Source organism: Aeromicrobium sp. YIM 150415, assembly GCF_016918125.1.
Taxonomy (GTDB): Bacteria; Actinomycetota; Actinomycetes; order Propionibacteriales; family Nocardioidaceae; genus Aeromicrobium; species Aeromicrobium piscarium.
The window spans coordinates 148085-175074 of record NZ_JAERWM010000004.1 but is presented as its reverse complement, the minus strand read 5'-3'; the positions used below and the strand labels follow the sequence as shown (position 1 = coordinate 175074).

At 68.6% G+C, this 26990-nt stretch carries 22 protein-coding genes; 17 read left to right on the top strand and 5 right to left on the bottom strand.

Features of this window, described 5'->3' with window-relative positions; genetic code table 11:
* Positions 1-13 precede the first annotated feature (13 nt).
* From JL108_RS02520 to JL108_RS02500, 5 genes are read left to right on the top strand one after another with little or no spacing between them, the layout of a single operon-like run.
* A complete protein-coding gene (locus tag JL108_RS02520) occupies positions 14-910 on the top strand; it encodes a hypothetical protein (protein WP_205196757.1) in 897 nt (298 codons plus the stop codon).
* A complete protein-coding gene (locus JL108_RS20385; RefSeq protein ID WP_205196756.1) occupies positions 907-1815 on the top strand; it encodes a DMT family transporter in 909 nt (302 codons plus the stop codon). Before JL108_RS02520 ends, JL108_RS20385 begins: the two co-directional genes overlap by 4 nt.
* A gap of 45 nt (positions 1816-1860) precedes the next feature.
* Entirely contained in the window at positions 1861-3297 is a 1437-nt protein-coding gene (locus JL108_RS02510; RefSeq protein WP_143911210.1) for an NCS2 family permease, read from the top strand.
* A gap of 29 nt (positions 3298-3326) precedes the next feature.
* Entirely contained in the window at positions 3327-3845 is a 519-nt protein-coding gene (locus tag JL108_RS02505) for a gamma carbonic anhydrase family protein (protein WP_143911211.1), read from the top strand.
* A gap of 55 nt (positions 3846-3900) precedes the next feature.
* Entirely contained in the window at positions 3901-5121 is a 1221-nt protein-coding gene (locus JL108_RS02500; RefSeq protein WP_205196754.1) for an APC family permease, read from the top strand.
* Positions 5122-5208: 87 nt separating this feature from the next.
* Here the strand turns inward: JL108_RS02500 and serC are convergent, their stop codons facing one another.
* On the bottom strand, positions 5209-6324 hold the full coding sequence (gene serC / locus JL108_RS02495) for a phosphoserine transaminase (RefSeq protein ID WP_205197051.1): 1116 nt from the start codon (positions 6322-6324) through the stop codon (positions 5209-5211).
* Between the two features lie 103 nt (positions 6325-6427).
* Between serC and JL108_RS02490 the strand changes: the two genes are divergently transcribed.
* Both JL108_RS02490 and scpA read left to right on the top strand, forming a co-directional pair.
* A complete protein-coding gene (locus tag JL108_RS02490) occupies positions 6428-8224 on the top strand; it encodes a methylmalonyl-CoA mutase subunit beta (protein WP_205196752.1) in 1797 nt (598 codons plus the stop codon).
* 50 nt (positions 8225-8274) lie between these two features.
* Complete coding sequence (scpA, locus tag JL108_RS02485) at positions 8275-10404, top strand: methylmalonyl-CoA mutase (RefSeq protein ID WP_240190562.1); 2130 nt, start codon at positions 8275-8277, stop codon at positions 10402-10404.
* A gap of 27 nt (positions 10405-10431) precedes the next feature.
* Here the strand turns inward: scpA and JL108_RS02480 are convergent, their stop codons facing one another.
* A complete protein-coding gene (locus JL108_RS02480) occupies positions 10432-11190 on the bottom strand; it encodes a hypothetical protein (protein ID WP_205196750.1) in 759 nt (252 codons plus the stop codon).
* A gap of 39 nt (positions 11191-11229) precedes the next feature.
* A complete protein-coding gene (locus JL108_RS02475; RefSeq protein WP_205196749.1) occupies positions 11230-11550 on the bottom strand; it encodes a hypothetical protein in 321 nt (106 codons plus the stop codon).
* A gap of 115 nt (positions 11551-11665) precedes the next feature.
* On the opposite strand from JL108_RS02475, the gene meaB reads away from it, so the two are divergent.
* The 5 genes from meaB (at position 11666) to JL108_RS02450 (ending at position 18353) form a co-directional block, all read left to right on the top strand.
* Complete coding sequence (gene meaB / locus JL108_RS02470; protein ID WP_205196747.1) at positions 11666-12637, top strand: methylmalonyl Co-A mutase-associated GTPase MeaB; 972 nt, start codon at positions 11666-11668, stop codon at positions 12635-12637.
* A 136-nt stretch (positions 12638-12773) separates the two neighbouring features.
* Entirely contained in the window at positions 12774-13793 is a 1020-nt protein-coding gene (locus tag JL108_RS02465) for an SIS domain-containing protein (RefSeq protein ID WP_205196745.1), read from the top strand.
* Positions 13793-14632, top strand: a complete 840-nt coding sequence (locus tag JL108_RS02460; RefSeq protein ID WP_205196743.1) for a PfkB family carbohydrate kinase — start codon at positions 13793-13795, stop codon at positions 14630-14632. The genes JL108_RS02465 and JL108_RS02460 overlap by 1 nt, the downstream gene beginning before the upstream one ends.
* A complete protein-coding gene (locus JL108_RS02455) occupies positions 14629-16692 on the top strand; it encodes a hydantoinase/oxoprolinase family protein (RefSeq protein ID WP_205196742.1) in 2064 nt (687 codons plus the stop codon). The genes JL108_RS02460 and JL108_RS02455 overlap by 4 nt, the downstream gene beginning before the upstream one ends.
* Entirely contained in the window at positions 16689-18353 is a 1665-nt protein-coding gene (locus tag JL108_RS02450; protein WP_205196740.1) for a hydantoinase B/oxoprolinase family protein, read from the top strand. The genes JL108_RS02455 and JL108_RS02450 overlap by 4 nt, the downstream gene beginning before the upstream one ends.
* A 32-nt stretch (positions 18354-18385) precedes the next feature.
* Here the strand turns inward: JL108_RS02450 and JL108_RS02445 are convergent, their stop codons facing one another.
* Positions 18386-19459 (bottom strand): LacI family DNA-binding transcriptional regulator, encoded by a 1074-nt coding sequence (locus JL108_RS02445; protein WP_205196739.1) that lies wholly within the window; start codon positions 19457-19459, stop codon positions 18386-18388.
* A gap of 289 nt (positions 19460-19748) precedes the next feature.
* Between JL108_RS02445 and JL108_RS02440 the strand changes: the two genes are divergently transcribed.
* The 5 genes from JL108_RS02440 to JL108_RS02420 all read left to right on the top strand — a co-directional run bounded on the left by JL108_RS02440 (position 19749) and on the right by JL108_RS02420 (position 25748).
* Positions 19749-21308 carry an ABC transporter substrate-binding protein gene (locus JL108_RS02440; protein ID WP_205196737.1) on the top strand — a complete coding sequence of 520 codons (1560 nt, stop codon included), beginning with the start codon at positions 19749-19751 and terminating at the stop codon, positions 21306-21308.
* 62 nt (positions 21309-21370) lie between these two features.
* The gene (locus JL108_RS02435) at positions 21371-22318 is read left to right on the top strand and encodes an ABC transporter permease (protein ID WP_205196736.1); all 948 of its coding nucleotides are present in this window, start codon (positions 21371-21373) and stop codon (positions 22316-22318) included.
* Positions 22318-23196: an ABC transporter permease gene (locus tag JL108_RS02430; RefSeq protein ID WP_205196734.1), complete on the top strand. Its 879-nt coding sequence runs from the start codon at positions 22318-22320 to the stop codon at positions 23194-23196. Before JL108_RS02435 ends, JL108_RS02430 begins: the two co-directional genes overlap by 1 nt.
* Before the next feature lie 33 nt (positions 23197-23229).
* Complete coding sequence (locus JL108_RS02425; RefSeq protein WP_205196732.1) at positions 23230-24096, top strand: sugar phosphate isomerase/epimerase; 867 nt, start codon at positions 23230-23232, stop codon at positions 24094-24096.
* Complete coding sequence (locus tag JL108_RS02420; RefSeq protein ID WP_205196731.1) at positions 24093-25748, top strand: ABC transporter ATP-binding protein; 1656 nt, start codon at positions 24093-24095, stop codon at positions 25746-25748. Before JL108_RS02425 ends, JL108_RS02420 begins: the two co-directional genes overlap by 4 nt.
* Before the next feature lie 127 nt (positions 25749-25875).
* Here JL108_RS02420 and JL108_RS02415 read toward each other — a convergent pair whose 3' ends face one another.
* Positions 25876-26982: a citrate synthase 2 gene (locus JL108_RS02415; protein WP_143911220.1), complete on the bottom strand. Its 1107-nt coding sequence runs from the start codon at positions 26980-26982 to the stop codon at positions 25876-25878.
* Between the last annotated feature and the right edge of the window lie 8 nt (positions 26983-26990).

Sequence of the window (26990 nt, the reverse complement as noted above, 5' to 3'; positions counted from 1 at the left end):
GATGATGGACGCGATGAACCCACGTCGTCGCCGGATGCTGATTCCGGGATTGCTGATCGCCCTGCTCGTGGTGGCGGCGATCGCCTCGTTCACCGGTCGCGCGGAAGGCGCGGAGCAGCAGCCTGTCAGCCGGATGAGCGATCCGCGGATCACGGAGTCCAGCGGACTGGCGGTGAGCCGCGCGCACGACGACCTCGCCTACACCATCAACGACTCGGGTCACGACCCCGTCGTCTACGCGGCGCGGATCAGCACCGGCGAGACCGTCGGCGTCACCCGCCTCGACGCGCACGTGACCGACCCGGAGGCGCTCGCACTCCACGACGGCACACTCTGGGTCGCCGACACCGGTGACAATGCCGCCGTGCGCGACGAGATCGCGCTCCTGGCCCTGCCGGAGCCGGGACCAGGCGATCGGTCGGTGACTCCCGACCGCTATCGCGTCACACTCGACAGCCCCGCCGATATCGAGGCACTGCTGGTCGACGGCGCGGGAGTGCCGCACCTGGTCACCAAGGTCATCGGGTCAGGCGCCGTCTATCGACTCGACGATCTCTCCACGGAGAGCCCGGTGGCAGCCGCACGTCTCGACATCACCGCGCCGCCTCTGGTCACCGATGCCGCGTTCGCCCCCGATGGCTCTTCCGCCGTGCTGCTGACCTATCTGGGCGTGCACGTCCTCGATGCCGACTCGTGGCAGACGCGGGCGACCCTGCCGCTCCCTCCGCTCGAACAGGCCGAGACCATCGCCTATACCGACCCGTTCCATGTGCTGGTGGGCAGTGAGGGCGAGAACAGCCCGCTGTACCGGGTGGCTCTCCCCGCGGTCGCGCCCCGGGAACTGGCCGCCGTACCAGGACTCGGGCTCCTGGTCCTGCTGGTCGCGAGGCTCAGCGACCAGATGCGGTGAATCCGTACCTCGCCGTGCTGCTGGCGGCGGTGTGCTTCGGTACGACAGGAACCGCCCTGGCGCTCGGGCCCGACGACGCGACCTCCTTCTCCGCGGGTGTGGCCCGGGTGGTCCTCGGCGGTGGCGTGCTCGGAATCGTGGCATGGGCGACCAGCCGCGGGACCCGCATCAGCTGGTCGCCGCGCTCGATCGCCCTGGTCGCAGTCGGCGCGACCGGCGTCCTGGCCTACCAGCCGGCCTTCTTCCTCGGAACCACGAGCAACGGTGTCGCGATCGGCACGGTCGTCGCTCTCGGCAGCGCCCCGGTCATGACGGGAGCACTGGAGTGGCTCCTCACCGCCCGTCCGCCCTCGCCCGTCTGGTTCGCGGCCACGCTCATCGCCACCGTGGGAGTCGTGCTCCTGTCGGGAGTCCTCGACACCGCCGCCGGAGTCTCCGCGCTCGGGCTCGCGGGATCCCTCGGCGCGGGACTGAGCTACGCGGTCTACACCTTGTCGGGCAAGGCGCTCATCGACGGGGGTCTCACACCGCGAGCCTCGATGGGCACCATCTTCGGCGCGGCCGCCGTCCTCGGGCTGCCGCTGCTGGCCTTCGCCCACACGAGCTGGATCGCCACCGGCGGCGGCGTGGCGACGATCCTCTGGCTCGGGCTCGTGACGACGGTCGTCGCCTATCTGCTGTTCGGTCATGGTCTCCGGGCGCTGCGGGCGTCGACCGTCTCGACCCTCACACTCGCCGAGCCCCTGACCGCGACCATGCTCGGCCTCCTGGTGCTCCGCGAGACGATGGACCTCTCCGCCGCGCTCGGGCTCGCGGTGATCGCGGTGGGCATCGGCGTGCTCGGCTTCGGCGGACGCGCCGGGGGACGCGACGAGCCGACCCCACGGCGAGCCCCGCGCCGGTGACCGGGACAATGGTCCGGTTGTCACCCTTCGCACCATAGGAGAGCCATGACCGGCGTCCTGGACCGTTACTTCAAGATCTCCGAGCGCGGCTCGACCATCCCGCGCGAGCTGCGCGGCGGTCTCGTCACGTTCCTGACGATGGCCTACATCGTGGTCCTCAACCCGATCATCCTCGGCGGTGTCGCCGATGCGGAGGGCAACTACCTCGGCGGCGACTCCGAAGGCGCCAATATGGCCGCCATCGCAGCAGCCACCGCCCTCATCGCCGGTCTCATGTCGATCATCATGGGACTCGTCGCGAACTTCCCGCTCGCCCTTGCCGCCGGCCTCGGCCTCAACGCCTTCGTGGCCTACGCGGTCGCCACCGAGATGACCTGGGCCGATGCGATGGGCCTCGTCGTCATCGAAGGCATCATCATCCTGGTCCTGGTGCTCACCGGCTTCCGCAAGGCGGTCTTCGACGCCGTGCCACGGCAGATCAAGACGGCGATCGCCGTCGGCATCGGCCTGTTCATCACGCTCGTCGGACTGGTGAACGCGGGCTTCGTCCGCACCACCGGACAGGGATCGCCGCCGGTCGGACTCGGCATTGACGGGGTGCTGCACGGCTGGCCCGTGCTCGTCTTCTGCATCGGCCTGATCGTCATGATCGGCCTCTACGCCAACGGTGTACGCGGCGCGATCCTCATCGGCATCATCGTCACCACCGTGCTCGCCGGCATCGTGCAGGCCGTCACCGACACCCCGGGCTCGAACGGGGATCCCTTCAGCACCGGCTGGAACCTGAACGTCCCGGGCATCCCCGACTCGATCGCGGCGGTCCCTGACCTCTCCCTGCTCGGCGAGTTCAACCTCCTGGGCTCGTTCGACAAGGTCGGTGTCGTCGCGGTCATCCTGCTGATCTTCAGCCTGCTGCTCGCCGACTTCTTCGACACCATGGGCACCATGACGGCGGTCGGCACCGAGGCCGGACTGAACGACGAGGACGGCGCGCCCATCAACACGCAGCGCATCCTGGTGATCGACTCCATCGCCGCGGCCGCCGGTGGCGCCGCGAGCGTCTCCAGCAACACCTCGTACGTCGAGTCGACCGCGGGTGTCGGCGACGGCGCGCGCACCGGGCTCGCCAGCGTCACCACGGGCGTGCTCTTCCTGTTCTCGATGATCTTCACGCCGCTGGTGGGCGCCATCCCCAATGAGGCGGCCGTCGCGGCACTCGTGCTGGTGGGCTTCCTGATGATGACCCAGGTCACCGGCATCGACTGGGACGACATCGAGATCGCCATCCCGGCCTTCCTCACGATCGTGCTCATGCCGTTCACCTACTCCATCACGGTCGGTATCGGCGCGGGCTTCCTCGCCTTCGTGTTCTTGAAGCTGGTGCGCGGCAAGTTCCGCGAGGTGCACGTGCTGATGTGGATCATCGCGATCCTGTTCCTCGCCTACTTCCTTCTCGGCCCGCTCGGCGATCTGCTCCTGTGATCGCCCGGGCGGCGCGATAGCGTGCTGCCATGTTGATCGCACTGGGAGACAAGAAGCCTCAGGTCGCCGATTCGGCCTTCGTCGCGCCGAACGCCACGCTGGCCGGGTCGGTCATGGTCGAGGAGGGGGCGAGCGTCTGGTACGGCGCGGTCCTGAGAGCCGACAACGAGCCGATCACGATCGGGAAGAACGCCAACGTGCAGGACAACTGCGCGTTCCACGTGGACGTCGACAAGCCGGTCACCCTGGGCGAGGGGGTTTCGGTCGGCCACGGTGCGATCATCCACGGCGCTACGGTCGGTGACTTCGTGCTGGTGGGCATGGGCTCGATCATCATGAACGGCGCGGTGATCGGCGAGGAGTCGCTCATCGCCGCGGGTGCCCTGGTGCCCGAGGGCATGGAGGTGCCGCCACGCTCCCTCGTGATCGGTGCCCCCGCGAAGGTCCGCCGCGAGCTGAGTGACGCGGAGGTCGAGCGGCTCCACCTCAACGCCGCGGTCTATGAGAACCACCGCGACCTGCATCGAGACGGCACCGTCCTCGACTGACTGGTCTGAACTCGCTGGGGGTGCGGCGGCATCATCGGCAGCGCAGCATGTCCGTATGGCTTCCACCGACGACGCACCGGCGTCCTCCGGCGAACCGAAGACCCGACTGAGGCGGGGCATCACGCCGCTGTTGTTGTTCGTCTTCATCCTCGGGGATGTGCTCGGAGCCGGCGTCTATGCCCTGATGGGAGAACTGGCCGCCGATGCCGGCGGCGTCATCTGGTTGCCGATCCTGATCGCCCTGGTCATGGCGCTGCTGACGGCCGCCTCTTATGCGGAGCTGGTGACCAAGTACCCGAAGGCGGGCGGCGCGGCGATCTTCGCGCAGCGTGCCTTCGGCAACCGATTGGTCTCGTTCCTCGTCGGGTACTGCATGCTCGCGGCCGGGGTGGTCAGCGTGGCCGGTCTGGCCGTGGCCTTCGCCGGCGACTATCTCGGCACCTTCGTGTCCGTGCCGGTGGCGGTCGCGGCGCCGCTGTTCCTCGCCCTCGTCGCGCTGCTCAATGCTCGCGGCATCAAGGAATCGGTGCGCTCGAATCTGGCGATGACCGCCGTCGAGTTCGGCGGACTCGTCCTGGTCATCGTGCTCGTGGGCATCGCGGTCGGTCGCGGCGGGGGAGAGGTCTCGCGCGTTACCGAGTTTCCGGAGGGAGACGGGATGGTCGGTGCGGTCCTCGCAGCCGCCATCATCGCCTTCTACAGCTTCGTCGGCTTCGAGACCTCGGCCAATGTCGCCGAGGAGGTGCAGGACGTCTCGCGGGTGTATCCCAAGGCCCTCTTCGGCGCCCTCGCGGTGACCGGCGCCGTCTACGTGCTGGTTGCCCTCGCTTCGAGCACGATGCTGCCGTCCGACGAGCTGTCCGGATCGAGCGGGCCCCTGCTGGAGGTGGTGCGGGCGACGGGTATCGGACTCCCGGCGTGGGTCTTCAGCCTGATCGCCCTGGTCGCCGTCGCCAACGGCGCACTGCTGACGTCGATCATGAGCTCGCGCCTGACCTATGGCATGGCGGAGGAGGGCCTGCTTCCGGCGGCGCTGGCGAGGGTATTGCCGCACCGGCGGACCCCCTGGGTGGCGATCGTGGTCACCACGGCGATGTCGATGGTCCTGGCGGCATTCGGCACCTTGGCCACGTTGGCGGAGACGGTGGTCCTGTTCCTGCTGTTCGTGTTCATCTCGCCGTACTCGTCCTACGCAAGGACTCGGTGCCGCACCGCCACTTTCACGTCCCCCGCGCGATCCCGGTGCTGGCACTGGTCAGCTGCGCGGTGCTGCTGACCCAGCAGACCTGGCACGTGTGGCTGCTGGGTCTCGTGCTCGTCCTCGTGGGCGTGTGCGCGTACGTGCTCCAGCGAGCGGTCTCCTCTACCGGTGCTCGATGACGTAGTCGATGCAGCGGGTCAGCGCGGTGACGTCGTCGGGATCGATCGCGGGGAACATCGCCACACGGAGCTGGTTGCGGTTCAGCCCGCGATAGCCGGCCACATCGACGATGCCGTTCTCGCGGAGTGCTGCCACGACGTCCGCCGCCGGGATGTCGTCGGAGAGGTCGACGGTGCCGACGACGAGTGAGCGCTCCGCCGGGTCCGGCACGAAGGGCGCGGTGTGCTCGCCGGCCTCGGCCCAGGCGTAGAGGCGGCGGCTGGACTCCCGGGTGCGCGCGACGGCCGCGTCGAGGCCACCGAGACCGTTCAGCCATCGCACCTGCTGGTCGAGCAGGAACAGCGTCGCGATGGCGGGGGTGTTGTAGGTCTGGTTCTTGCGCGAGTTGTCGATCGCGACGGGCAGATCGACGAAGCCCGGAATGTGGCGCCCCTCGGCCTTGATCCGCTCGGCTCGCTCGATCGCGGCGGGGCTCATGATCGCGATCCACAGGCCGCCGTCGGAGGCGAAGGATTTCTGCGGGGCGAAGTAGTAGACATCGGTCTGCGCGATATCGACGGGCAGGCCCCCGGCGCCGGACGTCGCGTCGACGACGACGAGTGCCTCCGGGTCGGCTCCGTCAGGACGCAGGACCGGGACCATGACGCCCGTCGAGGTCTCATTGTGGGCCCAGGCGTAGACATCGACCCCGGTCTGAGCCGTGAGTGCCGGGTGCGTGTACGGCTCGGACTCCGCGATCACCGGGTCCTCGAGGAAAGGCGCCCGGGCGACGGCGGTGGCGAACTTGCGGGTGAACTCCCCGTGGACGAGGTGCAGGCTCCGGCGCTCGATGAGGCCGAACATCGCCGCGTCGAAGAAGGCGTGCGAGCCGCCGACCCCGAGCACCACCTCGTATCCCTCGGGAAGGTCGAAGAGGGAGGCGAGTTCCTCGCGGACCCGGCCGACGAGGTCTTTGACGGGAGCGGCGCGATGGGAGGTCCCGAGCAGCGACGTGCCGGTGGCGGCGAGTGCCGCGAGGGCCTCCTCACGGACCTTGGAGGGACCGGAGCCGAAGCGTCCGTCGGCGGGCAGCAGTTCGGCGGGAAGGGGATCTGACATCGGCACCTCTCGGACTCTACCGCCGGTTCGCGGGACGGTCCTCGTACAGGGTGACCGGGACCTCACTGATCATCGCTCCCGCGCGGTTCCGTACGATGCCGCCATGGCACCCGACTCCACGATCCGCCTGGCCGAGGGCGTGCACCACGACCTCGCCGAGTGGGAGAAGGCCACTGCGGCTGTGCTGCGCAAGAAGGGCAAGCTCGCCGAGGAGGCCCCCGACTCCGATGTCTGGGATCTGCTCGCGACGCGCACGCTCGACGGCATCAGCGTCACGCCGCTCGGCACTCCTGCGCTCACCGACGACCTCCCCGATGCCGGTCTGCCCGGCCAGTCGCCGTTCACCCGCGGCGCGGCGGCGGCCCGCACCGAGCTCGACGGCTGGGACGTGCGGGGCTGGTTCATCGATCCGGACACCGATGCCGAGCGGGTGAGCGCCGAGCTGGAGAACGGCGCCAACTCGCTCTGGCTCACGGTGGGCCCCGAGGGAATCGAGGTCGATCGCCTCGCCGCTCTCCTGGAGCCCGTGTTCGTCGACCTCGCCCCGGTGGTGCTGGACGCACCGACCGACCCGCGCGGTGCTGCGGCGGCGCTCCTGGAGGTCGTCGAGGACAAGGCGGTGCAAGCCCACGCCGGCACCAACCTGGGGGCGGACCCGCTGGGCGCCCTCGTGCGAGGACGCGGCGACACCGGACTCGATGTCGTGGTCGATCTCGCCCGGCTGGCCAAGGAACGCGGTGTCCGCGGCGCCGTGGTGGATGCCACGGCGGTCCACGAGCTCGGCGCCTCCGACGTGCAGGAGCTCGCCTACGCGCTGTTCGCCGGGGTCACCTATCTGCGCGCTCTCACCGACGCCGGGTTGAGCGCCAATGAGGCCGCGGAGCAGCTGGAGTTCCGCCTCGCCGCGACCGACGAGCAGTTCGCCACCATCGCCAAGTTCCGCGCTGCCCGCCGACTGTGGGATCGGGTGGGCCAGCTCAGCGAGGTCACCGAGCCGGCCCGAGCCCAGCGTCAGCACGCCGTCACCTCGCGGCCGATGATGTGCCGTTACGACTCGTACACCAATATGCTGCGCACCACCGTGGCCACCTTCGCGGCCGGTGTCGGCGGGGCAGATGCCGTGACGACCCTGCCCTTCGACGAGCCGCTCGGCCTGCCGACGCCGTTCAGCCGGCGCATCGCGCGCAACACCTCCGCTCTGCTCGTCAGCGAGTCCCATGTGGCGGCTGTGACGGATCCGGCCGGCGGTGCTCACGCGGTCGAGAAGCTGACCGACGACATCGCCCGCGCGGCGTGGGAGCTGTTCGGTGACCTGGACGCCGCGGGCGGCGTGGACGCCGCTGTGGACCTCCTGCGTTCGCGGATCGACGAGACGGTGGCCGATCGGGCCCTCGCGATCGCCCGGCGCAAGCGTCCGATCACCGGGGTCAGCGAGTTCCCGAATCTCGCCGAGACGCTCCCGGACCGTGCGCCCTATCCCGTCGCCCCGGCGGTCTTCCGTTACGCCGGGGAGTACGAGGAGATGCGCGACGAGCCGTCCGAGCAGCCGGTCTTCCTCGCCACGATGGGTCCGATCGCCCAGCACACGGCCCGGGCGAGCTTCGTCATCAACCTGCTGGCCGCCGGTGGGATCCACCACGGCATCGCGGGCGCGACCGATGGTGTCGACACGGTCGTGGCGGCCTATCGCGAGGCGGGACAGCCCGCGGTCGTGTGCCTCGCCGGCACCGACAAGGCCTACGCTGAATGGGGCACCGATCTCGTGGCGGCGCTGCGTCAGAACGGTGCCCGTCATGTCATCGTGGCCGGCAAGAACGAGGTCGGTGCCGATGACGCAGCGGCGATGGGCGTCGATGCCCTCGCCTTCCTCCGCCGCACCCGGGAGGTGCTGTCCGCATGACCATCCCCTCCAGTTTCTCCGGTCTGCCGTTCGATCCCGAGCAGCCGTCGATGCCCGATGCCGGGGCCTACGCCCGGGCCACCGACGGCGCCGAGCCGTGGACCGCACCCGAGGGCATCGACGTCAAGCGCCTCTACACGCCCGAGGACCTCGCCGGAGTCGACGCTCTCGACACGTACCCCGGTCTGACACCCTTCCTGCGCGGCCCGTACCCGGCGATGTACACGACGCAGCCCTGGACGATCCGCCAGTACGCCGGCTTCTCGACCGCCGAGGAGTCGAACGCCTTCTACCGCCGCAACCTCGCGGCCGGCCAGAAGGGCTTGTCGGTCGCGTTCGACCTCGCGACCCACCGCGGTTACGACTCGGACAATCCGCGGGTCGTCGGCGATGTCGGCATGGCGGGCGTCGCGATCGACTCGATCTACGACACGCGCAAGCTCTTCGAGGGCATCCCGCTGGACCAGATGAGCGTCTCGATGACGATGAACGGCGCGGTGCTGCCCGTTATGGCGCTCTACATCGTGGCCGCGGAGGAGCAGGGCGTCGCGCCTGAGCAGCTGGCCGGGACCATCCAGAACGACATCCTCAAAGAGTTCATGGTCCGCAACACCTACATCTACCCGCCGGCGCCGTCGATGCGGATCATCTCGGACATCTTCGCCTATACGGCCGCCAAGATGCCGCGGTTCAACTCGATCTCGATCTCCGGGTACCACATCCAGGAGGCCGGGGCGACCAACGACCTGGAGCTCGCCTACACGCTGGCCGACGGCGTCGAGTACATCCGCGCCGGCCTCGATGTCGGCCTGGACATCGACGCCTTCGCGCCCCGGCTGAGCTTCTTCTGGGCGATCGGCATGAACTTCTACATGGAGATCGCCAAGATGCGCGCCGCGCGCGCGATCTGGGCGAAGCTCGTCGGTCAATTCGATCCGAAGAACGCCAAGAGCCTCAGCCTGCGCACCCACTCGCAGACCTCCGGCTGGAGCCTCACAGCGCAGGATGTCTTCAACAACGTCCAGCGCACCGCGATCGAGGCGATGGCCGCGACGCAGGGGCATACGCAGAGCCTGCACACCAACGCCCTGGACGAGGCCATCGCGCTGCCGACCGACTTCAGCGCCCGCATCGCCCGTAACACCCAGCTGCTGCTGCAGCAGGAGTCGGGCACGACGGACATCATCGACCCGTGGGGCGGCTCGTACTACGTCGAGCGGCTCACGCACGACCTCGCCGCCCGCGCCTGGGCGCACATCGAGGAGGTCGAGGCCGCCGGCGGCATGGCCAAGGCGATCGAGGAGGGCATCCCCAAGATGCGCGTCGAGGAGGCCGCGGCGCGCACGCAGGCCCGCATCGACTCCGGCCAGCAGGCGGTCATCGGCGTCAACACCTATCGCGTGCCCGATGACGAGCCGGTCGAGGTGCTCAAGGTCGACAACAAGTCGGTGCTCCAGCAACAGCTCGCCAAGCTCGACCGGCTGCGCGCCGAGCGCAGCGAGGACGACGTGCGCCGCACGCTCGAGGCGCTCACCAACTCCGCCGAGCGGGGGGCGGGCCGGGACGGCTCGCTGGACGGCAACCTCCTGGCCCTCGCGGTCGATGCCGCGCGCGCCAAGGCGACCGTCGGCGAGATCAGCGACGCGCTGGAGAAGGTCTACGGGCGCCACCAGGCGGTCATCCGTACCATCTCGGGTGTGTACCGCAGCGAGTCCGGAGGATCCGGTGACGTCCAGCGCGTGCTGGAGGCCACCGATGAGTTCGAACAGGCCGAGGGCCGCCGTCCGCGCATCCTGGTCGCCAAGATGGGCCAGGACGGCCACGACCGCGGCCAGAAGGTCATCGTCTCGGCCTTCGCCGACATGGGCTTCGATGTCGACGTGGGCCCGCTGTTCTCGACCCCCGAGGAGGTCGCGCAGCAGGCGGTCGACGCCGATGTGCACATCGTCGGGGTGTCCTCGCTGGCGGCCGGCCACCTGACCCTGCTTCCCGCGCTCAAGGCGGCGCTGGCGGAGCTGGGCCGCGAGGACATCATGGTGGTCATCGGCGGCGTCATCCCGCCCGATGACGTCCCGGCACTCCGCGAGATGGGTGCGGCAGAGGTGTTCCTGCCGGGCACGGTCATCGCCGAGTCGGCGTTGTCGCTGCTCGACAAGCTCCGCACCCAGCCGCAGAACTGATCGGTCGCGGCATCGCCGGGCGCCCGATCAGGGCGAACGGCGCCTGAATCGGTCGGCGGTGTCGGCGATCTTCTGGCGCAGCGCGTCCAGTCCCGTGAGAGGCTCGGCCGCGACGCGCTTGTTGGTGCCCTCGCGATTGTCGCCCTTCTCGAGGATCACCAGATTGTGGAAGCAGTGGAGGCCCTTGATCGTCAGATCGGTGGGCGTCGGCCGGTAGTGCTGGTCCAGGTACTCCTCGTAGTTGAGGCCGTCGACGAGATCCTTGACCAGTGCCATCGTGGTGGAGGGGTCGTGGCGATCCCGGCTGCCTCCCCAAGCGGGCCAGTAGGACGTCTGGGTGTCCTCGATCGCGTAGAGACCGTCGAGGGGGAGACGCTCGAACAGCAGCGCGAAGGTCTCGCGGATGTGCTCGGGACGATGGCTGCCGTCGTCGATGACGACCTTGATATCGGGGAAGTCGGCGAAGATCCGGTCGAGCACCTCGGGGTCGACCTGACTGCCCTGGTAGACGTGGACGCGGTCGCCGGCGACGAAGGACTTGTCCTCGATGTCGAGGCCGATGATCTGAGCCCGGGGGAAGAAGTCGCGCCACATGCGCAGGGAGGCGCCGCCCTCGCCGGACTGGGCGTACCCGCCGATGCCGATCTCGAGCAGCGTGAAGGACTCGTCCCGGAGATGTTCCAGGAAGCGTTCGTAGTGCGGGGTGTAGCGATGCATACCCCACTTGTCCGTGCCGTGGGTGGTGGCCAGCTCGGTCAGACTCGGCCCCGGTTCGGAAGCGCGCATGTCGACACCCTAGACGGCCGGACCCGAACGTGCCGGGAATCAGCCCGCATCGGGGAACACCCGGCGGGCGATCGCCTGGACATCGCGATCGAGGGCATCGAACTTGGCGTTGAGCCGGGTCTCCATGACGCCCATGTCGGCGCGGAGAGCGTCGGCCAGACCGCTCACCTCGCCGCGGAGGCCGGTGGCCAGTCCGCTCATCTCGGCGCGGAGGCCGGTGGCCAGTCCGCTCATCTCGGCGCGCACGCCGCCGATTTCGGCGCGGATGAGGCGGGTCACCATCACGCCGAAGAGCGTGAGCGTGCCGAAGAACGCCGTGATGAAGGTGGCGATCAACGTCCAGGTCTGGGCTTCGGTCATGGCGTCCTCCTCGACTCCAGTGTGACTGACAGGGGGGACTCTGCCAATGATGTGGTGATCAGGGAAGCGGCATCGGTGGGCGCCTGTGGACAATCGGCAGCCTAGACTCGGGCGCGTGGTCGACATCGCTGCTCTCGCCGAAGGTGTCCGCTCCGGTCAGCGGGGGGCGGTGGCGCGCGCGATCACCCTCGTCGAGTCGCGGCGGGCCGATCATCGAGCCGCCGCGCGGGAACTGCTGACCGCGATCGCCCCGGAGGCCGGGGGAGCCGTACGCGTCGGGATCTCCGGTGTCCCGGGGGTCGGCAAGTCCACCTTCATCGAGGCCCTCGGTCGCCACCTGACCGGACGCGACCTGAAGGTCGGAGTGCTGGCCGTCGATCCCTCCAGCGTCCGCACGGGCGGCTCGGTCCTGGGGGACAAGACGCGCATGGCCTCGCTCGCGACCGATCCGAAGGCCTATATCCGTCCCTCGCCGAGCGCGGGCACCCTGGGTGGCGTCGCGCGGGCCACGAGCCAGGCGATGACGATCCTGGAGGTCGCCGGTTACGACGTGGTCCTCGTCGAGACCGTCGGCGTCGGTCAGTCGGAGATCACCGTGGCGGGCATGGTCGACACCTTCCTCTTCCTGACGATCGCCCGCACCGGCGATCAGCTCCAGGGGATCAAGAAGGGCATCCTGGAGATCGCCGATGTCATCGCGGTCAACAAGGCCGACGGCGAGCGGGCGAAGGAGGCCGAGGTGACCGCCCGCGAGCTCTCGGGAGCCCTGCGTCTCGTCTATGCGGGCACCCAGGGATGGGTGCCGCCCGTGCTGACCTGCTCGGCCCTCGAGATGACCGGTATCGACACGGTCTGGAGCCGGATCATCCGGCATCGCGAGTTCATGGGATCCACGGGGCTTGCCGAGAAGCGGGCCCAGCAGCAGCTGGACTTCACCTGGGCGCTCGTCCGTGACGAGATCGACCAGCGCCTGCGCACCGATGAGAATGTCGCGGCCGTCCGTGAGTCCCTGCGCGAGCGGGTCCTGGCGGGTGAGCTGCCCGCCGTCGCCGCGGCCGACGAGATCCTCCGCGCCTACGACAGCTGACCGTCCCTGCGCCGTGCCCATCTCCCGGGCAGCGCGAATACCAGTTGACACCGTTCCCAATCATGGGTCAGGCTAGGTGTGTTGGGAGCGTTCCCAACGCGTTCCACCTCGACCCACAGAAGGCAGTCACGGTTTCATGAGCGACATCATCCCGGTCCCCGACGACTTCGAGGCGTGTGTCCAGCACGCACTCGATCAGGACGACACCGCCCGAGCAGTGGTGCGGAAGGCACTCGACAAGGGGTTGGAGCGTGTCTACCTCGTCGGATGTGGTGGCTCGCACTTCGGGACCTACCCCGCCTTCGACCTGCTCGACCGTTACGCCACCGGACTCACGACACAGCGGCTCACGAGCAGCGAGCTGACGTCGCGGACGCCCGCGGGGCTAAACGAGCGCGCGCTGGTCGTGGCCGCATCGCACTCGGGCAACACCCCTGAGACGGTGGCGGCGGCGAAGCTGGCCAAGGCCAAGGGCGCGACCGTGGCGTCGATCTCTCGCGAGGGTGACAACGGTCTCTCACGCGTCGGGGACGTCCACTTGCACTATCCCGACACGATCTCGATCACCGAGCCCAAGCTGGTCCACAACGAGCAGGTCGCGCTGGCACTGCTCGAGGCCTTCGGCGCGGCCGACACCGCGACGGTGCTGCGTGACAGCCTGCCGCAGCTCCCGGGTGCGCTCCGCGCCGTCAAGGACGAGGTCGCCGAGGCGGGTGAACGTATCGCCGACATCCTCACCGATGCGCCACTCAGCTACATCGTGGGCGGGGGACCGGCCTACGGCATGGCGAAGATGATGGCCTGGTGCTACTTCCAGGAGATGCAGTGGATGAACTCGGCCGCCATCAACGGTGGTGACTTCTTCCACGGCCCCTTCGAGATGATCCTGGAAGACACCCCGCTGGTGGTGCTCCTCGCCGAGGATGCGAGTCGTGGACTCGGCGAGCGGGTCGTCTCCTTCGGCGAGCGCTACACCTCGAGATTGGGAGTCGTCGACACCGCCTCCTTCTCGTTGCCGGGCATCTCGGCCGGGGCCCGTGGCGATCTGAGCGTCATCGCGTTGATGAGCGCCGAGCGGCGCGTGCTCGATCACGTGGCCGCCCGGCGCGGTCACGACACCTCCGTCCGCCGCTACATGTACAAGGTGCAGTACTGATGAAGATCCTCGGTGCCGGCGACAATGTCGTCGACCGATACCGACGCCTGGGAACGCTGTTCCCGGGAGGCAATGCCGTCAACGTCTCCGTCTTCGCCTCGCGGCTGGGCGCTCGCGCCGCCTATATGGGGGTCCTGGGCGATGACGATGCGGGACGTCACGTGTTGGCGTCGCTGGAGGCCGAGGGCGTGGACACGACGTGGACCACGACGGTTCACGGCACCAATGCCTATGCGGATGTCGACATCGTCGGCACCGATCGCGTGTTCCTCGGCTCGGATCGTTCCGTGCAGCCCTTCGAGCCGACCACGGCGCAGCTCGATGCCATGGCGGAGTTCGATCTCGTGCACTCGGGATACGCGGGATCGTTGTGGCCCCACGTCGAACAGATGGCCGAGCGGACGAAGGTGTCCTTCGATTTCGGGAGCCGCTTCGAGCTCGGCGAGATCCTGCCCCGGCTGCGGCACCTTTACCTGGCGGCCTTCTCGGCCAGCCACCTGGACGCCGAGGAGGCCGAGGGGCTCATCCGGCGGGCTCTCGACGCCGGTGCCACGCATGTCGTCGCCACGCGGGGAGCCGAGGGCGCCTATGTGGGTACCTCCCGAGAGACGCTGTTCCAGGACGCCGAGTACGTCACCGTGCGCGATACCCTCGGCGCCGGGGATGCCTTCATCGCCTCCGTGCTCGTCGGCCTGCTGAGCCACCGCGATCTCCGGGCGACCTGCGCCGCGGCGAGTGCTCACGCAGCTCAGGTCTGTCTCGAACACGGCGCCTTCGGGCATCCGCTCCCGCATGCGCCATCCGATCCTGCCAGCGATTCGAAAGTGGTCAACTCATGAGTCTTCGCCTGGGCGTCGACACCGGTGGCACCTTCACCGATGTGGTCGCATTCGACGATGCCACCGGCCAGGTGCACGTCCGCAAGGTGTCGAGTACACCGGACGATCCGGGACGCGCCATCCTCCGTGGAGTGGCGGAGATCCTCGAGCAGATCGGCGGACGTGCTATCGGCGAGGTCTCGTACTTCGCGCACGGCACGACGGTCGGCACCAATGCGCTGCTCACCGGCAATGGCGTGTCGACCGGGCTGATCACCACACGGGGGTTCCGCGACCTGCTCGAGCTGGGACGGGGGCGTCGTCCGGCGATGTACGACCCGCAGGCCGACAAACCGGCGCCCTTGGTGCCCCGGCAGGCCCGAGTCGAGGTGACCGAGCGGGTCCGGCACACCGGTCGGATCGAGACTCCCCTCGACGAGTCCGAGGTGCGCGCGGCGGTACGTGACCTGCGCGACCAGGGAGTCGAGGCCGTGGCGATCTGTCTGCTGTACAGCTATGTCGATCCGACCCATGAGGGGCGGATCGCCGAGATCGTGCGCGAGGAGTTCCCCGAGGCCTATGTCTCGATGTCCAGCGAGGTGCTGCCGGAGTTCCGGGAGTACGAGCGGCTCTCGACGGTCGTGACCAATGCCTATGTCGGGCCGGTGGTCTACCGGTACCTGGCGGCATTGCGGGAGAATCTCGCCGCCCAGGGCCTGCGAGCGGTACCGCACGTCACCCAGAGCAATGGCGGTGTGATCCCCTTCGCGACCGCCGAGGCCATGCCGGTGCGCCTCGTCCTCTCCGGGCCCAGCACCGGTGTGGTCGGGGCGGCGCAGATCTGCTCGGCGGCGGGCTTCGACGACATCATCACCTTCGACATGGGCGGCACCTCCTCGGACATCTCACTCGTCCAGCACGGCCGCCCCAAGGTCACGTCGGGCATGGAGCTCGACGGCCGCCCCATCCGATCGCCCATGCTCGACATCCATACCGTCGGCGCCGGGGGCGGATCACTCGGGTGGATCGACTCCGGCGGCCATCTGCGCGTCGGGCCGCAGAGCGCGGGCGCCTCGCCCGGACCCGCCTGCTACGGCGAGGGACTCGAGGCGGCGGTGACCGATGCCAATGTCGTCTTGCAGATGCTCAATCCGGAGTATCTGCTGAACGGCCAGATGAAGATCGACCGGGAGGCGTCCGTGCGTGCCGTGCGGCGGCTCGCGGAGCCGCTGGGCCTCTCGGTGGAGGAGACCGCCCTGGGGATCCTGCGGGTCGTGACCGCCAACATGGCGCGGGCCATCCGGGTGGTCTCGGTGCAGCGCGGGTACGACCCGCGTGACTATGCGTTGGTCCCGTTCGGCGGAGCCGGTCCTCTCCATGCGTCGCGATTGGCCCGGGAGCTGCGGATGCGGCACATCGTCGTGCCGGAGATCCCCGGTGCTCAGTCGGCCATGGGGCTGTTGATGACCGATGTGAAGACCGACTACATGAGGACCCAGATCATGCCGGTGTCCGCCGGGACCGCCTCGCATCTCGATGAGGTGTTCACCGGACTCGCCCGGCGTGCGGACGAGTGGTTCGACGAGGAGGACGTGCCCGCTGAAGGCCGCCGGCTGGTTCGCCGGCTCGAGCTGCGGTACGCCGGGCAGAACTTCGAGTTGCCCGTCGAGGTGCCCGAGGAGCACGACATCGTCGTCGGCGGTGTGTCGCAGATTCTCGACGCCTTCCATGCCGCACACGAGCGGGTCTACGGCTACCGGTCGCCCGAAGCCGCCGTCGAGGTCGTGACGTTCCGATTGGAGGCGCACGGCGTCGCTCCGCGCGTCGAGATGACGCGAAGCGAGGCCGACGGCGGCGGCATCGCGGAGGCGGTCGTCGATACCCGGGAGACCTGTTTCGATCCCGACCGCGGCTACGAGCCCGTCACGGTCTACGATCGCGGCCGCCTCGGCGTCGGTCATCGGATCGTGGGACCCGCGATCATCGAGCAGATGGACACCACGACCGTCCTGCTCCCCGGCGACGTCTGCGTCGTCGACGAACTGCGCAACCTCGTGATCGAGATCGGAGAGCAAGCATGACCACAGCGAACACGGGTGGCGACGGCGTCCTCGACCCGGTGACGGTCGAAGTGGTCGGATCTGCCCTGTCGACCATCGTGGAGGAGATGAGCGAGACGCTCGTCAAGGCCGCGTTCTCGCCGAATATCAAGGAACGACGTGACTGCACGGCCAGTCTGTTCGATGCGAGCGGCAACGCCATCGCTCAGGACGAGGGAGGTTCCCCGCTGCATCTCGGCTCGCTCATGGGCATCGTCGCGGCCATCCGAGAGCGCTTCGACGAGACGCAGATCCGTCCGGGCGATGTCTTCATCGGCAATGATCCCTATACCGGCGGGGGCTCGCACCTGCCCGATATCGTCCTGGCGACGCCGATCTTCGTCGGCGATCGGATCTCCGCGTGGGCGGCGACCCTCGCGCACCACGCCGACTTCGGTGATCGCGGACATGCGCACATCTATCAGGAAGCCATCCGCATTCCTCCCGTGCACCTGGTGCGCGAGGGCGACACACAGCAGGAGCTGCTCTCGCTGATCCTCCTGAACTGCCAGATCCCCGAGGAACGGATGGCCGATCTGCGGGCCCAGGAGGCGGCGCTGCGTGTCGCCGCCGCTCGTTATCTGGAACTGTGCGACCGGTATGGGTCGGAGGTCATCGAGGCGGTCGGTACCGAGCTGCTCGACTACACCGAGCGCCGGACTCGCGCGGCCATCGCGGAGTTCCCCGACGGCGAGTATCGCTTCGAGGACCTCTTCGACTGCCCCGAGCTCGACGACGAGCTCACCCTGCGGGTCCGCGTCGTGGTTCGTGGTGACGAGCTGCTCTTCGACTTCGCGGGCAACCCGTCTCAGGTGCGGGCGAGCGTCAACGTCGTGTGGACGGGGCTGTACGCGGCCGTCTACTACACGGTCAAGACGCTCATCGATCCCGATATCAGCCCCAACGCCGGGTTGTACCGACCGATCACGATCGAGGCCCCCGAGGGGTCGATCGTCAACTGCACGGCGCCTGCAGCGGTCAACGGACGCAGTGAGACCTGCCAGCGCATCGTCGACCTGATCCAGGGCGCGCTGGCCGAGGCCGTTCCCGATCGCGTCACCGCGGCCGCCAACGGCGCGAATACGGGAGTCCATTTCTCCGGACACGATCCTGTGCGCGGTCGCGACTTCGTGTACCTCGAGACGATCGGCGGGGGCAGCGGGGCGCGCTTCAACAAGGACGGATTGGACGGTGTCCAGGTCCACATGACCAATACGTCCAATCTTCCCGTCGAGAGCCTGGAGGCGGAGTACCCGCTCGTGGTGGAGGCGTACGAGCTCCTGGACGACTCCGGTGGCATCGGCGAGTACCGCGGTGGGCTCGGGATCCGCCGCAAGATCCGGGTCGAGGCATCCGATGTGCATTTCTGGCTGGACACCAGTCGGCAGAGATCGCGACCCTGGGGACTCTTCGGCGGCGGATCGGCGGAGTCCGCCCGTTGTGAACTCAGCGACGACGCCCGACCCATCGATCATGGCTACACCGTGCTGCAGCCCGGTCAGTCCGCATCGATCGAGACCGCTGGCGGCGGTGGTTACGGCGATCCCGCCGAGCGCCCGGACGCGGCGGTTCAGCAGGACGCCGTCGAAGACAAGATCTCGCCGGCGACGGTGGAGCAGTACCGGACTCGTCGCACGCGGTGACCCGGCCGGGGAGGCTGCTCACCCGCGCTCGGTCAGCGCGGGGGAGCGGTCGACTCTCGGGGGATGAGCCGCGCCGGCAGTCGCAGGTCCCGCTCATCGGGATCGATGTCGCGAAGCTGTGCGAGGAGCCGCGTCGCCGCGGTGGAGCCGAGCTCATGGCGCGGCTGATCGATGACGGTGATGGAGGGCCGGACGAGCATCGTCCAGTCCTGGTCGTCGAATCCGATGAACGAGAGATCATCGGGCACGGTGAGACCGCTGTCGACCACCGCCCGGAAGGCGCCGAGCGTCACGATCGCGTCGGTGCAGTACAGGCCGGTGAAGCCCAGGCCGGCATCGAGTGCGCGGCGCACGGCCGCCTGAGCCGACCCGGCTTCGTAGTCGGACTCGAGGACGAGGGACTGGTCGAGTTCGAGACCGTGCTCGATGAGCGCTTGGGCATAGCCGAGAAGTCGCTGGGTGGAGGGACGCAGCCGGGAGACATCGGCGTCCGAGGGGAGATCGGCCAGGGAGTCGAGCCGATCGGGTGCCTCGGTCACGATGGCGATGCGCCGGTGGCCCAGCTCGAGGAGGTGCTCCACGGCGAGCCGTGAGGCTCCGATGTGGTCGGCGGAGACCAGCGGGACGTCCGCGAGGGCGGGCATGCGACGGTCCAGCAGCACCACGGGCGTACCGTCCTCGAAGAGCCGGAGGATGGCCTCGGGGGCGTCCTGGAACACGGGCGCGATGATGAAACCGTCCGCGCGCTTCTCCGCGAGGACCTCCAGCGAGCGGGCCTCTACGTCGGCGTCATTGTCGGTATTGCTGACGATGACCTCGAAGCCGGCCGCCCGCGCGGCGTCGGTGAGTCCGCGCAGCGTCGCGGAGAAGAAGGCATTGGCCACATCGGGGATGACCGCCGCGATCGTATTGCTCGTGCCCGACACCATCGCTCGCGCCAGTGCATTGGGCCGGTAGCCGAGTCGCTCGGCGGCCTCGGTCACCCGTCGTTGCGTCTCCGCGCTGGCGGACCCGTGGCCCGACAGGACGCGAGCCGCCGAGGACTTGGAGACACCTGCCTCGCGGGCGACGTCGATCACGGTCACGGATGGGCTGCGACGAGACACCGATGGACCTTCTCACTCTCGCGGGAACCGGACGATCCGGTCGTCCGCATCTTAGGCACGCGGCGGTCCGGGCCCGATGCACCTGGCCGTCCCGTCAGCGAGAAAGGTGGCGCCCGATGACAGGGTGACCTAGCTGACAGAAAGTGATTGACACCGTTCCCAAGTCTAGTACACACTGGCAGGAACCTGATCGTGGGAGCGTTCCCATTCCTGCTGTCCGGTCAGGGAGACGGGGCCGCCGGCCTCGATCAGCGGCGGCCGGCAGGCCGTTCACCGTGAGGAGACAACGATGCGAACACTGACCAGTAGCGGGGCGCGCCGCGCCTTGAGGCTCGCCGGGGGTCTGACCGCGGCGGCTCTCGTGCTCACCGCCTGCTCCGGAGAAGGCGGGTCCGGTGACGGAACGAGCGGGACGCTGCGCTTCGGTCTCGACAGCGACGTGCCCAATCTGGTGACTCCGCAGAACCAGGGCAGCGCGTCGATGATGCTCAACAGCGTCCTCCACCGCGGGCTCGTGGCCTACGACGAGGACGGCGAGATCGTGCCGGCGCTGGCCGAGAGCTGGGACGACGAGGACAGCCAGGTCTACACCTTCACCCTGCGCGACGGCCTGACCTTCCACGACGGCACCGAGCTGACCAGCGAGGACGTGAAGGCGACCCTCGAGCACCTGCGGGACCCGGAGGCGGTCGCGAAGCTCTTCCCCGTCGCGGAGGGAATCGAATCGGTCGAGACACCCGATGAGCTGACGGCCGTCGTCCGGCTCGCGCAGCCTGACGCCGCCTTCCTGCCCTACCTCGCCGACGTGTCGGGGGCCATCTTGCCGAGTGAGTCCATCGGACAGGACGAGCCGACCTATGTGGGCGCGGGACCGTTCTCCTACGTGAGCTACGAGCAGGGAACCTCCTTCACGGTCGAGCGTTTCGATGACTACTACGAGGACGGCGAGCCGGACTTCGACTCCATCGAGTTCCAGATCCTTCCCGACCAGTCCGCTCGCGACAACGCGTTGCTCAGCGGGAGCGTCGACATGATCTCCTTCGTGGGATGGAGCTCGTACGAGCAGGTGGAGAATGCGGCGAATCTCGTCCTCGACGAGACCGAGGGCCCGTTCATGTACCTGCAGTTCAACACGACACCCGACAGCCCCTTCAGCGACCCGCGCGTGCGTCAGGCCGTGGCCTATGCGGTGGACCGCCAGTCCGTGGTCGACTCGGCGCTCGGCGGTGAGGGCGCACCGCTGTGGGGAATGCCCATGCCCGAGAGCAGCGAGTTCTACAACGAGGAGCAGGCGGACTACTACGAGCAGGACCTCGACACGGCTCGCCAGCTGCTGGCCGATGCGGGGTATCCGGACGGCTTCAGTGCGCGCATGCTCTCCTCGTCCCAGTACGACTTCCATCAGAACACGGCCCTCTCCGTGCAGGGCGATCTGGAGAAGATCGGCATCGAGCTCGAGATGAACCTGCCGGACTGGCCGACGCGGCTTCAGCTCGGGGCCGATGGCGACTACGACATCGCCGTCTACGGCACCGTCGGCGTCACGAACGATCCCGCCTGGCTCGACCAGATGCTCACGCCGGCCGGTTCGCAGAACGCGCCCTTCGGATACGACGACCCCACGGTCGGTGACCTGCTCGACCGTGGACGTGAGGCGACCGACGAGTCGGAGCGCAAGGCGATCTACGATGAGCTCGGCGCGTACGTCCTCGAGAACGCCCCGGTCATCGGCCTCGCCTGGCGCTCGCAGGCCTACGGCTATGTGGACACGATCGAGGGCTTCTCGAATATCCCCGGCTTCCTGACCTTCGACTCCGGCTACACCCTGGCGTCCGCGGTCCGACGGTGACGGTGGCGACCCGTGGCGGGCTCGCTCCGGCCACGGGTCGTCATGTGCGGGAAGGAATCTGAATGCTCTCCACCATCGTCAAGCGGCTCGCCATCGGCGTGGTCGTGCTGTGGGTGGTCTCGACGGTCGTGTTCTTGGCCCTCCACCTGGTGCCGGGCGACCCCGCCCGGACGATCCTGACCGGTACCGGAGCGACCCCCACCGAGACCGCGATCGAGCAGTTGCGCGAACAACTCGGCCTGAACCTGCCCCTCTGGGAGCAGTACCTGCGGTTCATGGGGCACCTGGTCACCGGCTCGCTGGGCGAGTCGCTGCGTAACGGTCAGGAGGTGACGGCCCTCGTCGCGCAACGGCTGCCTCGCACGCTCGAGCTGGTCCTGGCCACCACGATCGTCTCGGTGATCCTCGGTGTCGCCCTCGGTGCGCTGGCCGCTCGGCGCGGTGGGTGGCTCGATCGCGTCCTGACCGTCGGGACGTCCTTCGGTGTCGCGGTTCCGGCCTATGTCGCCGCGGTGGTCCTGGTGTACGCCTTCGGAGTCCAGCTCCAGTGGCTCCCCTCGGGCGGCTATGTCGCGTTCGGTGCCGACCCGGTGGGCAATCTTCGCTCTCTCATCCTGCCCACGGTCGCGCTCTCCATCGGCTTCACCGCGATCGTCGCGAGGATGACCCGCACCTCCGTGCTCAGTGTGGGGGAGCAGGACTGGGTGCGCACCGGCCGTGCCGTCGGGCTGACGGAACGCCAGGTCTTCAACCGCCATGTGCTGCGCAATTCGCTCACCTCGGTGCTCAGCGTGACCGGATTGCAGATGGGTGCGCTGCTCGGCGGCACCGTCATCGTCGAACGGGTCTTCAGCTGGCCGGGACTCTCGGCGCTCCTCGTCGATTCGGTCAACAACCGCGACTACCCCGTCGTGCAGGGCGTCGTACTGATCATCGCCGCGCTCTTCGTGCTGCTCAACATCATCGTGGACATCGTCTACGGATTCCTCGATCCGCGTGGGAGGGACTGATGGGACGTCTACACGCGCTACGGCGCGAGCTGCGCTCGCCCGGCCCCCTGATCGCCGCAGCCTTCCTGCTGCTGCTGATCGTGGCGGCGCTCCTCGCGCCTTGGCTGGCTCCCCACGATCCGCTGGGGCAGAGCTCCGACCGACTGGTGCCGCCGGGTGGCTCCCATCTCCTCGGTACCGATCAATTCGGGCGTGACGTGTTCTCGCGCTTGGTCACGGGCGCGCGGGTGGACCTGCTGGTCTCCTTCGGCGCCGCCGGACTGGCGGCATTGATCGGCGTCACCGTGGGGCTCGTCGGCGGTACGTCGCGCGGCGCGGTGCGGATGCTGACGATGCGCGGCATCGAGGTCATCCTCGCCTTCCCGCCGATCGTGTTCGCCCTGCTGGTCGTCACGCTCTTCGGGCCCGGCGCGTTCACGCTGGTGATCACGATGGGCATCCTCTTCGCTCCGAGCTTCGCCCGGATCGTCTACGGCGAAGTGCTGACGATCGACCGTCTCGAGTACGTCCAGGCCAGTCGGGTCATCGGCAGTTCGCGCCGGCGCATCCTCGGCCGGGTCATCCTGCCCGGCGTGCTGCCTCCCGTGCTCGTGCAGCTATCGCTCACCGTCGCGACGGCGATGTTGCTGTCCTCGGGGCTCAGCTACCTCGGACTGGGCGTCGTCCCGCCGACTCCCTCCTGGGGCGGCATGATCGCCGAGGGCCAGGCGCTCATGATGCGGTCACCCCTCCTGTTGCTGTTCAGCAGCGGTGTCGTCGTGGCGACCGTGTTGTCCTTCTCCGTGCTCGCGGACGCTCTCGAACGCGCACTGGACCCGCGCCGTGGACGGCGCGGGCGGCGACCCTCGACCCCCGTCAAACCGCTCAGCGTCAGCTGACCGGCGAGTACCCCATCAGCGAGGAGGTGTCCGATGCGATTCGGAGCCCATAGCCAGATGTTCGTCCATGACATCGCCGAGGATGTGGAGGGTGTCTTCGAGACCATCGCCTCCTACGGCCTGGACGCCATCGAGATCCATGTCGGCGATGCGCGGGAGTTCCCCGTGGAGCGGGTGACCTCGGCGGCGCATCGCACCGGTCTGGAGGTCGTGGTCGGAACCGCTCTGCGGGCCGACCAGTCCACGGTCTCCGATGACCCGCGCGTGCGACAGCGGGGCGTGGACCACCTGCGGCGGTGCATCGAGATCGCGGACGCGGTCGGTGCCCGCATCGTGGCCGGCGGCGTCCACTCGGCCAACGGGACCTTCGCCGGACGCGGCAGGACCGATGAGGAGTGGGACCGCTCGGTCGAGGCACTGCGCTCGGCGGCCGAGGATGCGACCGATGCCGATGTGACGCTCACCGTCGAACCGGTGAGTCGCTACTCGGGCTACTTCCTCAACACCGCCGCCGATGCGGTCGCCCTGGTCGACGCGGTCGGCTCGTCTCACGTCGCCGTGCAGCTCGACACCTTCCACATGAACATCGAGGAGCCTGATCCGGTTGCGGCGATCGAGGCCGTCGGGGCCCGCCTGCGACACGTTCACGCCGTCGAGAACACGCGAGGAGTGCCGGGGACCGGACAGGTTCCGTGGAGCGCGATCTTCGAGGCGCTGGATCGCGCCGGCTATGAGGGCCTCTTCGTCTACGAGCACTTCCCGATCACGCTTCGCGAGATGGCCGTCCGCACCCACACCTGGCGCTCGATCGCCTCGAGCGAGGAGGTCTGCCTCGAGGGCACTCGCCGGCTACGGGCCCTGGCGGGCGGTCTCACTCACGATGGGAGCCCGGCCCGATGACGGCGGCAGAGCGCGAGTGCGTCCTGGAGGCCCGATCGCTGAGCATCGGATTCGCTCAGGACGACGACGAGACGGCGTGGGTCACGCAGGATGTCTCCTTCTCGGTGGACGCTGGGGAGACTCTCGCGATCGTCGGCGAGTCCGGTTCGGGCAAGACGGTGACGGCCATGGCGGTGCTCGACCTGCTGCCGGGCAATGCCGTCCGCTCCGGAGAGATCCTGTTCCGGGGCGAGGATCTGGTCGCCGCGTCACCGGAGCGGCTGCGGACGATGCGCGGACAGGACATCGCGATGGTGTTCCAGGAGCCGATGACCGCCTTCAATCCCGTGTATACGGTGGGCCGTCAGATCTCCGATGCCATCCGGTCGCATGAGTCGATCTCCTCCAAGGCGGCGTCCGAGCGGGCGGTCGATCTGCTCCGGCTCGTCGGCATCCCCGAGCCGGAACGGCGGGTGAAGAGCTTCCCGCACCAACTCTCCGGCGGGCAGCGCCAGCGCGCGATGATCGCGATGGCGATCGCCTGCCGGCCCGCGGTCTTGATCGCCGACGAACCGACCACGGCCCTCGACGTGACCGTGCAGCAGGAGATCCTGCAGCTCCTGCGCCGGCTCCAGCGCGAGTTGTCGATGGCGATCATCTTGATCACGCACGACATGGGCGTGGTCGCTGAGATGGCCGATCGCGTGATCGTCATGCGATCGGGCGAGGTGGTCGAGCGCGCGGACGTGCACGCGCTGTTCGAGAAGCCGTCCCACCCGTACACCCGTGCACTCCTGGAAGCCGTGCCGCGGATCGACACCGCGGCGGCGGAGTCTGCGCCGCCTGAGGAGGCCTCGAGTCTGGCGCTGGAGGTCTCCGATCTCCACGTCCGCTATCGCGGGCCCTGGGGGAGGCCGGGCTTCCTGGCAGTGCAGGACGTGAGTCTCACGATCGGGCACGGACGCATGCTCGGGCTCGTGGGGGAATCGGGATCGGGGAAATCGACTATCGGGCGGGCGATCGTCGGATTGGCACCCATCGAGGCCGGGACGGTGCGCATCAACGGGCGCGAACTGGACACGTCGCGGAGCCGTCAGCCCGCCGAGGTGCGACGACAGTACGCGATGGTCTTCCAGGATCCTGCGTCCTCGCTGAACCCGCGGGTGAGCATCGGTGAGAGCATCGCCGAACCGTTCGTGGTGCACCGGCGTGAGCTCAGTGGCCGCGAGCGGCGCGCGAGGGTGGCTGAGCTCCTGGAGATGGTGGAGCTCCCGGCGGAGTGGGAGTCGCGCTTCCCGCACGAGTTGTCCGGCGGCCAACGGCAGCGGATCGGCATCGCTCGGGCACTCGCCCTCGAGCCCTCCCTCCTGATCGCCGACGAGCCGACATCCGCACTCGATGTGTCCGTTCAGGCGGCGGTCCTGCGCATCTTGCAGGAGCTGCAGGAGCGGCTCGGTTTCTCGTGTCTCTTCATCAGCCACGATCTCGCGGTCGTGGAGCTGCTGGCCGACCAGGTAGCCGTGCTGCAGCACGGCCGCCTGGTGGAATCGGGAGCCACCGCGCAGGTGCTGCGACATCCCCGTGAGGACTACACCCGTCGCCTGGTCGAGGCGGCGCCGGTACCCGATCCCGTCGTTCAGCGGCAGCGAGCGTCAGCCTCCGAACGCACCTGACGGATCTCAGTATTCGAGACAGCATGACCCGGACTAGTCATTAAGGACTAGTCCGGGCTACTGTAAGTCTCAGAACAGCAGAAAGGCCCGGCCATCTCGGGGGGATGGCCGGGCCTTTGCTGTGGGATCAGGCGGTCGCCCAGGCCGGGTTCCAGCCCGCCACCTCGTCGGCACGACGCTCAGCCGGCCCGGTGTAGATCGACGACGGACGGATCAGCCGGCCCGTGCGCTTCTGCTCGAGGATGTGCGCGCTCCAGCCGGCAGTGCGGGCCGAGGTGAACATCGCGGTGAACATGTGCGGCGGGATCTGGGCGAAGTCGAGGACGATCGCGGCCCAGAACTCGACATTGGTCTCCAGCACCCGATCCGGACGGCGCTCGCGCAACTCCGCCAGCGCGGCCTGCTCGAGAGCCTCGGCGACCTCGGCGCGAGGGGCGTTCAGCTCCTTGGCGGTGCGGCGCAGCGTGCGGGCACGGGGATCCTCGGCCCGGTAGACGCGGTGGCCGAAGCCCATCAATCGCTCGCCGCCGTCCAGCAGCCGCTTGACGTAGGCGCGGGCGTCGCCGGTCCTCTCGACCTCCTCGATCATGCCGAGGACTCGCGAGGGGGCACCGCCGTGCAGCGGGCCGGACATCGCACCGACGGCGCCCGACAGGGCCGCCGCGGCATCCGCGCCGGTGGAGGCGATGACCCGCGCGGTGAAGGTCGAGGCGTTCATGCCGTGCTCGGCTGCCGACACCCAGTACGCATCGATCGCCTTGGCGTGGTCAGGATTCACCTCGCCGCGCCAACGGGTCAGGAAACGTTCGGTGATGGTGTCGCACTGATCGATCTGCGCCTGCGGCACCATCGGCTGGCCGACACCGCGTGCCGCCTGAGCGACATAGGAGAGCACCATCACCGCCGTGCGCGCGAGATCGGCGCGGGCCTGCTCGTCGCTGATGTCGTAGAGCTGTCCCATGCCCCACTGGGGCGCGGTCAGGGCGATCGCGCTCTGGACATCGGCGCGGATATCGCCGGAGTGGACCGGGATGGGGAAGGGCTCCGCGGGCGGGAGGCCGGGCTCGTAGGCGCCGTCGACCAGGAGCCCCCAGATCTTCTCGAAGGGCACGCGGCCGACGAGATCGTCGATATCGACGCCGCGGTACCGAAGCGCCGATCCTTCCTTGTCGGGCTCCGCGATCTCGCTCTCGAACGCGATGACACCCTCTAGTCCGTGATGCACTTCAGTCATGTCTGCAT